General features: G+C 68.6%; 11 protein-coding genes. 4 read left to right on the forward strand and 7 right to left on the reverse strand.

The features are described from left to right. The first annotated feature begins 40 nt into the window (after window positions 1–40). Together ACFUTX_RS06885 and ACFUTX_RS06890 are read left to right on the forward strand one after the other, a co-directional pair. On the forward strand, window positions 41–1,246 hold the full coding sequence (locus ACFUTX_RS06885; RefSeq protein WP_378861823.1) for a thiolase family protein: 1,206 nt from the start codon (window positions 41–43) through the stop codon (window positions 1,244–1,246). A 13-nt stretch (window positions 1,247–1,259) separates the two neighbouring features. After that, the gene (locus ACFUTX_RS06890; RefSeq protein WP_378861826.1) at window positions 1,260–3,404 is read left to right on the forward strand and encodes a 3-hydroxyacyl-CoA dehydrogenase NAD-binding domain-containing protein; all 2,145 of its coding nucleotides are present in this window, start codon (window positions 1,260–1,262) and stop codon (window positions 3,402–3,404) included. Window positions 3,405–3,469: 65 nt separating this feature from the next. On the opposite strand, the gene dxs is transcribed toward ACFUTX_RS06890, so the two are convergent. From dxs to dut, 5 genes are all read right to left on the reverse strand, one after another. After that, complete coding sequence (dxs, locus tag ACFUTX_RS06895; RefSeq protein ID WP_378861829.1) at window positions 3,470–5,425, reverse strand: 1-deoxy-D-xylulose-5-phosphate synthase; 1,956 nt, start codon at window positions 5,423–5,425, stop codon at window positions 3,470–3,472. A 164-nt stretch (window positions 5,426–5,589) separates the two neighbouring features. Beyond that, a complete protein-coding gene (acnA, locus tag ACFUTX_RS06900; protein WP_378861832.1) occupies window positions 5,590–8,418 on the reverse strand; it encodes an aconitate hydratase AcnA in 2,829 nt (942 codons plus the stop codon). 124 nt (window positions 8,419–8,542) lie between these two features. Then, window positions 8,543–9,313, reverse strand: coding sequence for a DUF3159 domain-containing protein (locus tag ACFUTX_RS06905; protein WP_378861834.1), 771 nt, complete (start codon window positions 9,311–9,313; stop codon window positions 8,543–8,545). After that, a complete protein-coding gene (locus ACFUTX_RS06910; RefSeq protein WP_378861837.1) occupies window positions 9,310–9,909 on the reverse strand; it encodes a DUF3710 domain-containing protein in 600 nt (199 codons plus the stop codon). Before ACFUTX_RS06910 ends, ACFUTX_RS06905 begins: the two co-directional genes overlap by 4 nt. Further along, on the reverse strand, window positions 9,906–10,358 hold the full coding sequence (gene dut, locus ACFUTX_RS06915) for a dUTP diphosphatase (protein WP_378861839.1): 453 nt from the start codon (window positions 10,356–10,358) through the stop codon (window positions 9,906–9,908). The genes ACFUTX_RS06910 and dut overlap by 4 nt, the downstream gene beginning before the upstream one ends. A gap of 12 nt (window positions 10,359–10,370) precedes the next feature. Between dut and ACFUTX_RS06920 the strand changes: the two genes are divergently transcribed. Beyond that, window positions 10,371–10,859 (forward strand): DUF3093 domain-containing protein, encoded by a 489-nt coding sequence (locus tag ACFUTX_RS06920; protein WP_378861842.1) that lies wholly within the window; start codon window positions 10,371–10,373, stop codon window positions 10,857–10,859. Here ACFUTX_RS06920 and ACFUTX_RS06925 read toward each other — a convergent pair. Beyond that, on the reverse strand, window positions 10,834–11,127 hold the full coding sequence (locus ACFUTX_RS06925) for a DUF4193 domain-containing protein (protein ID WP_378861844.1): 294 nt from the start codon (window positions 11,125–11,127) through the stop codon (window positions 10,834–10,836). The genes ACFUTX_RS06920 and ACFUTX_RS06925 overlap by 26 nt on opposite strands. A 209-nt stretch (window positions 11,128–11,336) precedes the next feature. On the opposite strand from ACFUTX_RS06925, the gene sepH reads away from it, so the two are divergent. Next, entirely contained in the window at window positions 11,337–12,368 is a 1,032-nt protein-coding gene (sepH, locus tag ACFUTX_RS06930) for a septation protein SepH (protein WP_378861847.1), read from the forward strand. 4 nt (window positions 12,369–12,372) lie between these two features. On the opposite strand, the gene ACFUTX_RS06935 is transcribed toward sepH, so the two are convergent. Then, on the reverse strand, window positions 12,373–13,488 hold the full coding sequence (locus ACFUTX_RS06935) for an alkaline phosphatase family protein (protein ID WP_378861850.1): 1,116 nt from the start codon (window positions 13,486–13,488) through the stop codon (window positions 12,373–12,375). Window positions 13,489–13,536 lie beyond the last annotated feature (48 nt).

Below are 13,536 nucleotides of genomic sequence, written 5' to 3' on the forward strand. Positions count from 1 at the left end.
GCGCTCCTAGGCTGACGTCATCCCTATTTTTGGAGGCAGAGTGGCCGAGATTTCGGACGTCTTCTTCGTCGATGGAATGCGCACCCCTTTCGGTCGCGCGGGCGAGAAAGGCATGTACTGGAACACCCGTGCCGATGACCTCGCCGTCAAGGCGACCATCGGTGTCATGGAGCGCAACCCCCAGGTCCCGCGCGAGCGTATCGATGACGTGGCGATCGCCGCGACCTCGCAGACGGGCGACCAGGGCCTGACCCTCGGGCGTTCGGTCGCGATCCTCGCCGGTCTCCCCCAGACGGTGCCCGGGTTCGCGATCGACCGCATGTGCGCCGGCGCGATGACGAGCGTGACGACCATGGCCGGGTCGATCGGAATGGGGATGTACGACATCGCGCTGGCCGGCGGGGTCGAGCACATGGGGCACCACCCCATCGGCGCGAACGCCGACCCCAATCCTCGCTTCGTCGCCGAGAAGATGGTCGACCCCGGTGCTCTCAACATGGGTGTGACGGCCGAGCGCATCTTCGACCGGTTCCCGCACCTCACCAAGGAGCGCTCCGACCGCTACGGCATGCTGAGCCAGCACAAGGTGCAGGCGGCCTACGACGCCGGCAAGATCCAGCCCGACCTCGTTCCCGTCGCCACCAAGACCGCGGACGGCGCGTGGGGACTCGCGACGGAGGACGAGGGCCGTCGTCCTCAGACGACCATGGAGGATCTCGCCACGCTCAAGACGCCCTTCCGCCCGCACGGGCGGGTCACCGCCGGCACGTCCTCGCCGCTGACCGACGGCGCCACGATGTCCCTCCTCGCCGGCGGACGCGCGGTGAAGGAGTTGGGTCTCGCCCCGAAGATGAGACTGGTCTCGTTCGCCTTCGCCGGCGTGCAGCCCGAGATCATGGGGATCGGACCCATTCCGTCGACCGAGAAGGCGCTGCAGAAGGCCGGCCTCACGATCGACGACATCGGCCTCTTCGAGCTCAATGAGGCGTTCGCCATCCAGGTGATCTCGCTCCTCGACCACTTCGGCATCGCCGACGACGACCCGCGCGTCAATCAGTGGGGCGGGGCCATCGCCTTCGGTCACCCGCTGGCTGCGTCCGGCGTGCGACTCATGATCCAGCTTGCGGCGCAGTTCGCGGAGCGGCCGGACGTCCGATACGGCCTCACCGCCATGTGCGTGGGACTGGGCCAGGGTGGCTCGGTGATCTGGGAGAACCCGCACTATGACGGCAAGAAGCGCAAGTAGGAGACATCCCGCCATGACGAATTACGACGAGATCGACTTCTCCCCTCTCGATGCCCTGGCCGACGGAGAGGTGGTCACGCACTCCCCCGCGCGGGACGTGCGCCTCCCGTCCGGCAAGGTGCTCGCTCTCATCACGCTCGACAACGGCCGCGACCACACCCGCCCGAACACGCTGGGCCCGACCACCCTGAAGGAACTGGGCGCGAACCTCGACGCTCTGAAGGATCGTGCCGGCAGGGGCGAGATCCACGCCGTCGGCATCACCGGAAAGCAGTACATCCTCGCCGCCGGAGCCGACCTCTCCGACATCTCGCGCGTCGACTCGAAAGACACTGCGCGTCTGGTCGCACAGCTCGGTCACCACGTGTTCGGCAAGCTGTCGGACCTGGGGGTCCCGGTCTTCGCCTTCGTGAACGGGCTCGCGCTCGGCGGCGGGCTCGAGATCGCGCTCAACAGCACCTATCGGACAGTGGATGCCTCCGCCGCCGCGATCGCTCTCCCCGAGGTCTTCCTCGGGATCATCCCGGGATGGGGAGGCGCCTACCTGCTTCCGAACCTCATCGGCATCGAGAACGCGCTCGAAGTGGTGATCTCGAACCCGCTGAAGCAGAATCGCATGCTCAAGCCGCAGCAGGCCTTCGACTACGGGATCGTCGATGCGATCTTCCCGGCGGCGAACTTCCTCGAGGACTCGCTGAAGTGGGCCGACGGCGTGCTGGCCGGCGCCGTCCGGGTGGAGCGCAAGAACGAGCCCGGCAAGATCGAGCGACTGACGAAGTGGCCGATCGCGATCAAGGTCGCCCGCGGCATGCTGGAGTCGAAGATCGGCACGGTCCCGAAGTCGCCGTATGCGGCTCTCGAGCTGCTCGACAAAGCGAAGAGCGGCACGCGTGCGGAAGGCTTCGCCCGCGAGGACGAGGCTCTCGCCGAACTCGTGACCGGCGACCAGTTCGCCGCGTCGATGTACGCGTTCGACCTGGTGCAGAAGCGGGCGAAGCGTCCGGTCGGCGCGCCGGACAAGGCGCTCGCGAAGAAGGTCACGAAGGTCGGGATCATCGGTGCCGGCCTCATGGCGAGCCAGTTCGCGCTGCTCTTCGTGCGCAAGCTGCAGGTGCCCGTGCTGATCACAGACCTGGATCAGGCGCGCGTCGACAAGGGCGTGGCCTACATCCACGAGGAGATCGGCAAGCTCGAGGCGAAGGGGCGTCTGGACGGCGACACCGCGAACAAGCTGCGCTCGCTCGTCACGGGCACGACCGACAAGAGCCGATACGCCGATTGCGACTTCGTGATCGAGGCGGTCTTCGAGGAGGTCGGGGTCAAGCAGCAGGTCTTCGCCCAGATCGAGAGCGTGGTCGCCGAGGACGCGATCCTCGCCACCAACACCTCCTCCCTGTCCGTCGAGGAGATCGGTGAGAAGCTGGCTCACCCGGAGCGGCTGGTCGGGTTCCACTTCTTCAACCCCGTCGCGGTGATGCCGCTCATCGAGATCGTGAAAACCCCGCAGACGGCGGATGCCGCGCTCTCGACCGCCTTCGTCGTCGCGAAGGATCTCGGCAAGAACGCGGTGCTGACCGCCGACGCCCCCGGCTTCGTCGTCAACCGACTCCTGGCGAAGGTCATGGGCGAGGCCGCGCGGGCCGTGTACGAGGGGACGCCGATCGGAGAGGTCGAGAAGGCCTTCGCGCCGCTCGGGCTGCCGATGGGACCGTTCCAGCTGATCGACCTCGTCGGCTGGAAGGTCGCTGCGCACGTCCAGGACACGATGGTCCGCGCCTTCCCGGAGCGGTTCTACGCGAACGACAACTTCCATGCCCTGGCCGAGCTGCCCGAGGTGGTCGAGAAGGACAAGGCCGGGCGTGTGACAGGGTGGACCAAGGCGGCCGAGAAGGTGCTCAAGCCGGCCGTCGGCGGCACCCGCGCATCGGCGGACGACATCCTGCGCCGAGTGCAGGACGGGCTGGCGCAGGAGATCCGCATCATGCTCGACGAAGGAGTGGTCCCCGAGGTTCAGGACATCGACCTCTGCCTCATCCTCGGCGCAGGCTGGCCGTTCATCGATGGTGGCGCTTCGCCGTACCTCGATCGTGAGGGCGCGTCCGAGCGGGTCTTCGGCGACACGTTCCACCACCCGGTGATCCGAGGTATCGGCGCCTGACGGCATCCCGTATCGAAGACAGGGTGCGTTCCTTCGGGAGCGCACCCCTTCTCGTCGTGTGGCCCTCAGCGTCGCTTCTCGCGGGAGAGGGTGGGAAGGACGGGAATCTCGCGGGTGTCGGCGCCGCGAGCGACCGGGATGCGCGTTCCGAGCACCTGTGCGACCACGTCCTGCGCGATCTTCGCGGGTGTCAGCCCGGCTTCTTCGAGAATCTGCTCGCGGCTCGCGTGATCGATGAACTCGTCGGGCACACCGAGCTCATCGACGGCGGTGTCCACGCCGGCCTCGCGAAGGACCTGACGAACCCGAGTGCCGATGCCGCCCACGCGGATGCCGTCCTCGATCGTGATCACCAGGCGATGGGACGCCGCCAGCTCGATGATCGAGGGCTGCACGGGAACCGCCCAGCGCGGATCGATGACGGTGGCTCCGATTCCCTGCGCCCGGAGACGTTCGGCGACATCCACCGCGACGTGCACCATGGGGCCGATTCCGACGATCAGCACGTCCGCGGACTCCGAACGCACCAGGACGTCCACCCCGTCGTCGAGGCGTTCGATCGCCGGAAGGTCGGCGCTCACCGCTCCCTTGGGGAAGCGCACGACCGTGGGCGCGTCCTCGACTGCCACCGCCTCGTTGAGCGCTTCTCGGAGTCGCTCGGCGTCGCGGGGCGCGGCGATGCGGATGTTCGGGACGAGCTGCAGCATCGCCAGGTCCCAGATGCCGTGGTGGCTCGGTCCGTCCGGCCCCGTGACGCCGGCGCGGTCGAGCACGAAGGTGACTCCGGCGCGGTGGAGTGCGACATCCATCAGCACCTGGTCGAACGCGCGGTTCATGAAGGTCGCGTAGATGGCCACCACGGGGTGCAGTCCCCCGAAGGCGAGACCAGCCGCCGAGGCGACGGCATGCTGCTCTGCGATCCCGACGTCGTAGACGCGGTCGGGGAACCGCTGCGCGAACGGGAGGAGGCCGGTAGGACGCAGCATCGCTGCGGTCATCGCGATGACGTCGCTCCGCCGCTCGCCGACCCGGACGAGCTCGTCGGCGAAGACATCCGTCCACGCCGGCGCAGCCCCGGCGGTCGCGACGGTCTTGCCGGTGAGCGGATCGATCTTGCCGACGGCGTGGAAGGCATCGGCTTCGTCGTCGAGGGCCGGCTGATAGCCACGGCCCTTCTCGGTGATGGCGTGCACGATGACGGGAGCGCCGTAGGTCTTGGCGAGCTCGAGCGTCTCCATGAGCGTCGGAAGGTCGTGTCCGTCGACCGGGCCGAGGTACTTGATGTCGAGATTGGAGTACAGCGCGGCATTGTTGGTGAAGCGCGAGAGGAATCCGTGCGTCCCGCCGCGGACGCCCCGGTAGACCGCGCGTCCCGCGGGCCCCAGCTTGCGGAAGAAGCTGTCGGACCCGCGGTGCAGGTTGCGGTAGGCCTCGGCCGTCCGGACGCGGTTGAGGTAGCGGGCCATTCCCCCGATCGTCGGGGCGTAGGAGCGGCCGTTGTCGTTCACGACGATGACCAGGTTGCGGTCGTTGTCGTCGGAGATGTTGTTGAGCGCCTCCCACGTCATGCCGCCGGTGAGCGAGCCATCGCCCACGACGGCGACGACGTGACGGTCCTTGCGCCCCGTGCGCGTGAGCGCCCTCGAAACTCCATCGGCCCAGCTGAGCGAGCTCGATGCGTGCGACGACTCGACGACGTCGTGCGGACTCTCGGACCGCTGCGGGTAACCGGCGAGACCGCCGCGCGAGCGCAAGCCGGAGAAGTCCTGTCGGCCGGTCAGGAGCTTATGGACGTACGACTGGTGCCCGGTGTCGAAGATGAAGGGATCAGACGGCGAGTCGAACACTCGATGCAACGCGATCGTCAACTCGACGACGCCCAGGTTCGGACCGAGGTGGCCACCGGTGCGGGCGACGTTCTCGATGAGAAACGCGCGGATCTCCGCGGACAGTTCCTCGAGCTGATCCATGCTCAGCGCATCGAGATCGCGCGGCCCGGAGATCGAGGGCAGCAACGCCATATAGTCCTTCTCCCCCTTGATCCGCGTGGTGCGGCGCCGCGGCCGGCGCGTTCGTCAGTCTACCCGGCCGGGTCCTGAACCCAGCCCGGAGCGCGGCGATCGCCACTCGCGTCCAGGAAGTAGAAGGGGCCCGAGTCCTCGGACTCGGGCCCCTTCTACGCGGGTCAGACGAGCGACCGCAGCACGTACTGGAGGATTCCTCCGTTGCGGTAGTAGTCCGCCTCACCGGGCGTGTCGATACGGACCACGGCATCGAACTCGACGATCTGCTTCCCCTCGGCCGAGAACTCGCTCGGAGCCGCCGTGACGTGGACCGTCTTGGGCGTGACGCCTTCGTTGAGCTGCTCGAGTCCCGAGATCGAGACGATCTCGGTCCCGTCCAGCCCGAGCGACTCCCAGGTCTCGCCCGCGGGGAACTGCAGCGGTACGACACCCATGCCGATGAGGTTCGACCGGTGGATCCGCTCGAAGCTCTCGGTGATGACGGCCTTGACCCCCAGAAGGCTGGTGCCCTTGGCGGCCCAGTCGCGCGACGATCCCGACCCGTACTCCTTCCCGCCGAAGATCACCAGCGGGGTGCCCTCCGCCTGGTAGTTCTGGCTCGCGTCGTAGATGAACGCCTGCGGACCCCCCGGCTGCGTGAAGTCGCGGGTGTAGCCGCCCTCCACCACGTTGCCGTCGTTGACGGCACGGACGAGCAGGTTCTTGAGCCGGATGTTCGCGAAAGTGCCCCGGATCATGACCTCGTGGTTTCCACGCCGCGACCCGTAGGAGTTGAAGTCCTTGCGCTCGACCCCGTGCGCCGCGAGGTACTGGCCCGCGGGGCTGTCGACCTTGATGTTGCCTGCCGGGCTGATGTGGTCGGTCGTGACCGAGTCGCCGAGGGTCGCCAGAACCCGCGCGCCGGTGATGTCGGTGACCGGGGTCAACTCCATGGTCATGCCCTCGAAGTACGGGGGCTTGCGCACATACGTCGACGATTCGTCCCACTCGAAGACATCGCCGGTCGGCGTGGGCAGATTGCGCCAGCGCTCGTCGCCTTCGAACACGGTCGCGTACTGCTTCGTGAACATCTCCTCGCTGATGGACGAGTCGATGGTCGCCTGCACCTCTGCGGCGTCGGGCCAGATGTCCTTGAGGAAGACGTCGTTTCCGTCGCGGTCGGTGCCGAGCGGATCGGTCTCGAAGTCGAAGTTCATCGACCCCGCCAGCGAGTAGGCGATCACCAGGGGCGGGCTCGCGAGATAGTTCATCTTCACGTCCGGGTTGATCCGGCCCTCGAAGTTGCGGTTGCCCGAGAGCACGGCCGTGACCGCGAGATCGTTCTCGTTCACCGCCGCGGAGACCTCTTCGATGAGCGGTCCGGAGTTGCCGATGCACGTCGTGCATCCGTACCCCACGGTGTAGAAGCCGAGGTCCTCGAGGTCCTTCGTGAGTCCGGCCTTCTCGTAGTAGTCGGTGACGACCTTCGACCCCGGCGCGAGGGTCGTCTTGACCCACGGCTTGGCCTTCAGGCCCTTCTTCACCGCGTTGCGCGCCAGCAGTCCGGCCGCGAGCATCACGGACGGGTTCGAGGTGTTGGTGCAGGAGGTGATGGCCGCGATGGTCACCGCGCCGTGGTCGAGCGTGAAGCTCTCACCGTCGGCGAGGGTGACGGCCGTCGGCTTGGACACCGTCTGCGGAGCGTGCGACCGGTGGACGTGGACGTGCTCGTTGTGCTCGGACTCCGGGGTGTTCCCGGGAGGGTCGGACGCGGGGAACGACTCGGCGATCTCGAGATCGACCAGGTCGTGCTCCACGTCGGCGTAATTGGTGAGGTCGCTCTCGAACTGCTCCTTGGCCCTCGTGAGCACGATGCGGTCCTGCGGACGCTTCGGGCCGGCGATCGAGGGGACCACCGTGGAGAGGTCGAGCTCCATGTACTCCGAGAACACCGGCTCGTTGGCGGCGTCATGCCAGAGGTGCTGCGCTTTCGCGTACGCCTCGACGAGGGCGAGCTGCTCCTCGCTGCGCCCGGTGAGGCGGAGATAGTCCACGGTGACGTCGTCGATGGGGAACATCGCGGCGGTCGAGCCGAACTCCGGGCTCATGTTGCCGATGGTGGCGCGGTTGGCCAGCGGAACGGACGCGACGCCCTCGCCGTAGAACTCGACGAACTTGCCGACCACGCCGTGCTTGCGCAGCATGTCGGTGATCGTGAGCACCACGTCGGTGGCCGTGACGCCCGTCGGGATCGATCCGGTGAGCTTGAACCCGACGACGCGCGGGATGAGCATCGAGACCGGCTGCCCCAGCATCGCTGCCTCGGCCTCGATGCCGCCGACGCCCCACCCCAGCACGCCCAGGCCGTTGACCATGGTCGTGTGGGAGTCGGTGCCCACGCACGTGTCGGGGTACGCCCGCAGCACACCGCCGACGGTGCGGTCGTAGACCACCTTCGCGAGGTGCTCGATGTTCACCTGGTGGACGATGCCCGTCCCCGGCGGCACGACCTTGAAGTCGTCGAACGCGGTCTGACCCCAGCGGAGGAACTGGTAACGCTCGCCGTTGCGCTCGTACTCGATCTCGACGTTGCGCTCGAGCGCGTTCTCGGTGCCGAACAGGTCGGCGATGACCGAGTGGTCGATGACCATCTCGGCGGGCGACAGCGGGTTGATCCGGGTCGGGTCTCCGCCGAGGGCGCTCACCGCCTCGCGCATCGTGGCGAGGTCGACGATGCACGGCACGCCGGTGAAGTCCTGCATCACGACGCGGGCCGGGGTGAACTGGATCTCGGTGTCGGGCTCGGCCGCGGCATCCCACGAACCGAGCGCCTCGATCTGAGCCTTCGTGACGTTCGCGCCGTCTTCGGTGCGCAGGAGATTCTCGAGGAGCACCTTCAAGCTGAAGGGGAGCTTCTCGTACCCCGCGACCTTGTCGATGCGGTAGATCTCGTAGTCGGTGCTGCCGACTGTCAGGGTGCTCTTGGCACCGAAGCTGTCAACCGTGGACACGTGTGTCTCCTTCGTCGGCGGCGGGGCCTGGACTCCCCATCATCCCCCGCTCCGGGGCCCTCGGCTAGTGAGGTCAACCTAATCCGGCTCGGGGTCAATTTATCTTGATGTCAAGATAAATGTATCACTTCCGATGTGCGGGATAGAGTGCCCGGACGGCGAGCCACGTCACCGCGACGAGCGGCGCGAACAGCGGAAGGCCCATGACGAGCTTGAACGTTCCCAGGGCTGTCACGTCACCGGAGAAGTACAGCGGCAGCTGGACCAGCAGGCGCGCCGCGAAGAGCGACGCCCACGCGATCGACAGCCAGAAGAAGACGCGGCGCTTTCGCTTGTCGGAGCGCCACGCGGTGCCCTCGCCCATCAGGAACCCCACGGCGAGCCCGATCAACGGCCAGCCGACCAGAGCCGACACGAGGAATGCCGTGCCGTAGATCGAATTGGTGACGAAGCCGGGGATGAAGCTGTCCTCGCCCCGCCCGGTCCACAGCGAGAGCCCGGCGGCGGCAGCCGCCGCCACGAGTCCCCCGATGGCGGCGGTGGCCGGCTGCCGCTGAACGAGCCGGACCAGCGTGAACGCCGCCGCGAGTCCCACCGAGAGAGCGAGACTCAGCAGGAGGTTCCCGGAGCGCGTGTCCGCGTCGTAGGTCGCCGTCCAGGCGATGAGGAACACGAGACCCGGGAGCACCGACTCGAGCACGCCGCGCCAGCCGCCCATCGCGGCCCAGACCACATGACCGGTCGTCTTGCCCTCGGCCGGGTCGAGACCCGCGCGGCGCGCGGCTCCGCCGAGCGCCGCTCCGAGAAGACCCGAAGCGGATGCCTCGGACGCCGGCGGCGGTGTCAGCCCGGGGCTGCCGGACTCGTCGTCGGCCGGCGACGCCGTGCCGCTCACGCCGTTCCCGGGGTCGCGGGCATGCGGAGCGGGATGAGGTCGCGCGGGGGCATCGGAGAACCGCCGCGCACCACCACGATCGAGCGGAAGAGGTCTTCCACTGCTGCCGCGGCCTCGACATCAGACGTCGCGGCGCCACCGATGACACCACGGAGGAACCATCGTGGGCCGTCCACCCCGACGAACCGGGCGAGGCGCTTCCCGGCTCCGCCGTCGGCGCCGGCGACGACGGGGACCTCGGCCAGGAGCTCCGGGCCGAGGGGCCCTTCGCGCTCTTCGACGCGCCCGCCCTGCTGGCGGATCTGCGAGCGGATCTGCTCGCGCGTCTCGGCCCAGAGTCCGACCGTCCGCGGAGCGGCGAACGGCTGGACCTGCAGCGTCGACCCGGCGTAGTCCAGGCCCACCGCGACGATGCGCTTGGTCTGCTCCTCGACCTCCAGGCGGAGGTTGAGGCCTTCGCGCGGCAGGATCTTGATGCCCCCAAGGTCGATGTAGGGCCGGACCGGGTTCGCCTCGGATTCGTCGAAGGGGCCGGCGACGGCGCGATCCTCGGGCGCGTCCTTGCGGACGCCGTCGGCGGGCGTGGCGTCGGTCATGCGAGGACTCCGTCCTTCTTGTATCCGGTGGAGCCGAAGCCGCCGTCGCCCCGCACGCTCTCGGGCAGCGTGTCGACCGGAACGAACCGAGCCCGCGGAACCTGCATCACGATCATCTGCGCGATACGGTCGCCGACCTGGATGTCGTGCGCTTCGTGCGTGTCGGTGTTGAGGAGGATCACCTTGATCTCGCCCCGATAGCCGGCGTCGATCGTGCCGGGGGCGTTCACGACGGTGATGCCGTGCTTGGCGGCCAAGCCGCTGCGGGGAACGACGAACGCGACGAAGCCCTCCGGGAGAGCGATCCGCACCCCGGTCGCGACCGTCGCGCGCTCCCCCGGCCCCAGCCGGACGGCTTCGGCGGCGATGAGGTCCGCGCCGGCATCGCCGGGATGCGCGTACACCGGAACGTCGGAGGCGATAATGGGAACGTCCACCGTTTCAGTCACCCAATGAGGGTAATGCAGAAGACAGCACTCGACATCGGCGCAGGCGTCTATCGGGAGACGCTCGGTCCGTCCCTGTGGACACTCGTCAGCGCCGCACTCGTCGCACCGATGGCGTCGCTCGTTCTCGCCCCGATCGACACGACGCTGTCGCTCCTGGCGGGCGTGGCCGTCGGCGTTGTGGTCGTGGTCGTGCTCGTGGCCGCCTCGCCGCGCCTCGACCTCCGCGCGGGCGAGCTGCGCGCCGGGCGGGCGCACATCGATGTCGCTCTCCTCGGCGAGCCGATCGCGCTCGCGGGCGAAGAGGCGCGACACGCGCGCGGCGCCGGGCTCGATCCGCGCGACTGGCACGTCATCCGAGGTGGGATCGACGGGGTGGTCGTCCTCCCGGTGAACGATCCCCAGGATCCGACTCCGGCGTGGGTCGTCTCGACGCGCACGCCGGATCGGCTCGCGGCTGCGGTGCGGCGCGCTCAGCTCAGGCGGCGCACTCCGAGCAGATAGGCCCGTCTGCGGTGTCGTGGTCGAGCTGGGAGCGGTGCTTCACGAGGAAGCAGTTGGAACAGGTGAATTCGTCCTCCTGAGGGGGCAGGACGACGACATCGAGCTCGAGATCCGACAAGTCGGCGCCGGGCAGCTCGAAGCCCGAGGGGTTGTCGGCGTCCTCCACGTCGACCGCGCCCGAGAGCTTGTCGGGCACGCGCTCCTTGAGCGCCTCGATCGACTCGCTGTCGTCCTCGGTCTTGCGGGGGGCGTCGTAATCGGTGGCCATGCGTGAACGTCTCAACTTCCGGAGTATCGCGGGTGCGCGCCCTTTCGGGCGGCGATAGTTTGCATGACAGGCACCGTTTTCGCAAATGCGCTGAAACGGATGCCGAGCCTTGCGTCCGCCTGAAACTCGCGCCACGCGCCGGATATTCCCAGCCGCCGTCGCGCCCTGTGTCAGCATGGGCGGGACAGCAGGATCGGAGGGGCGTTCGCATGGAACAGCTCAAGGTGATCGGGACCGAGGACGACAGGCTCGTCCTGGCGACCGAGTCCGGCGAGAGATTCGCGCTCGCCGTCGACGATGTGCTGCGGATCGAGCTCCGCAAGGCGCGACGTGAGCGGGAGGACGACTCGCAGGCCGCCCGGCCGAGTCCCCGCGAGATCCAGGCCCACATCCGCGCCGGGCTCTCGGCCGAAGAGGTCGCGAACCTCCTCGGCGCCCGGGTGGAGGACGTCGTCCGCTTCGAAGGGCCCGTCCTCGCCGAACGGGAGCACATCGTCGGACAGGCACTCGCTGTCCCGGTGCTCCTCGGCAACGACTTCGAGCACGACCCGCACCCCACGTTCGGATCTGCGGTGCGGAGCAAGCTAGCCGAAGCCGGAGCGACGGCCGAGCGCTGGACGAGCTGGAAAGATCCGTCCGGGTGGACCGTCAAGCTGGAGTTCACCGCGAACGAGGTGGACCACGACGCACGGTGGGGATTCGACCCGCGCCGCAGCACCCTTTCCCCGCTCAATGCGGATGCGATCCAGCTGTCGCGTCAGGGCTCGCTTCCCGATGGACTCATTCCCCGCCTCCGTGCCCTGGACACCGTGCCGGCCAAGGACGATTCGCGCTTCGACAGCGGCGCTTTCGGGCCGCGAAAGCTCCCCGAAGCCGATCTCGAGTCGCCCGACCTCCCGGCCCCGGCGGCACCCGCCGTGCAGGAGGCCGCGATCAAGCGCGCAGATGAGCCGGCCGTGACGAACGCGGAGACGGCCGATCTGCTCGAGGCGCTGCGGCGACGGCGGGGTCAGCGTGAGCCGCTCCCCGGCGCTGCGGAGGAGTCGTCGCCGGCCCGCTCGCACTCCCCCGTCGCTCTCTTCGACGCGCTCGAGCCCGGCTACGACGAGGCGCCGGCGGAGGAGTCGCCGGACGCACCCTTCGACGAGCCGTCGGTCGCCGCCGAGGCCGGGCGACGCAAGGGACGCACCTCCATGCCGTCGTGGGACGAGATCGTCTTCGGCGCACGCACCGAGGACTGAAGCCTCAGGCGAACGCGCCCAGGCGCAGCAAGGGGACGGTCCGCTCTTCCGCGGTCAACGATCCGTGCTGACCGATCATCTTCTGCGGCGCCTTGTCGGAGACACGATCGTCGTAGTAGGCGATTCCGCCCCGTGCGGCCACCAGGACATCGCCCAGGCGCGCGGCGACTTCGGGCGAGGTGGGCCCGAACAGACCCGAGGCGATCGCCTCATCCCGCGAGATCACCCACGACCGTGATGACTCCGCCGACCGCCAACGACTCAGAACCGTCCGCTCGGCGCCCGGCTCGGCATAGAGATGCAGCATCCGAGGCTCGCCGCCGATCAGCCGGACGCCGTCGAGCAGGGGCTCGCCCTCACCCAGCAGCACCTGCCGATGACGCGGCACGTCGACCATGCCGTGATCGGCGGTGACGACGGCGGCTACCCCCCGTGGCAGAGCAGCGTCGAAGGCGCGAGCCGCGGCATCCAGCTTCTCCAGCGTCGCGATCCACTCGTCCGACTGCCAGCCGTGCCTATGCCCGGCACCGTCGAGCTCAGGCGCGTAGAGGTACACGAGGGACCCCGTCGTGGAAGCCGCCAGCCCGGCGGCGGTCAGGAATCGCTCCTCGAGGTCGTCGACCCCGTGGAACTCGGCGCCCGCCTGCGTGGCGAGGGTGAAGCCGGTGTTCTCGTACTCGCGTTTGGAGACCGAGAAGAAAGGCCGCCCCGACGCGGAGGCGAGCGGTGTCGCCCGTTGCCATGACAGCGGCAGATCATCGGTGTCCCAGCCGCGGAGCTGGTTCAGCACCTCGTCCGTGCCGGGGATCCGGGCGCGGTACCCGACGATGCCGTGCTCGCCCGGGGCGGTGCCGGTGAGCAGACTCGTCAGCGCCGACGCCGTGGTGGACGGGAACACAGTGCGCGCGACGTCGCGCTTGGTGCCGGCCTTCGCGAGGAAACGCGCGTGGCCGGCCCGCGCCGAAAGGTTGTGCGCGCCCAAGCCGTCAATCACCAGAACGATGGCGCTGGTCGCGGGCGGGAACCAGTCGGAGCGGCCGTCCAGGGCTGCGGACATCTGACGCACGACACCGGTGAGGCTCCGGGCCCCAGGCGGGTCCGCGGGTAGGCTGAGGGACATCGGGGCCAGTCTCGCACATCGGTGATCGGCCCCCACCGCTCCGCCGTC

Source organism: Microbacterium sp. NPDC057407, assembly GCF_042803895.1.
Lineage (GTDB): Bacteria > Actinomycetota > Actinomycetes > Actinomycetales > Microbacteriaceae > Microbacterium.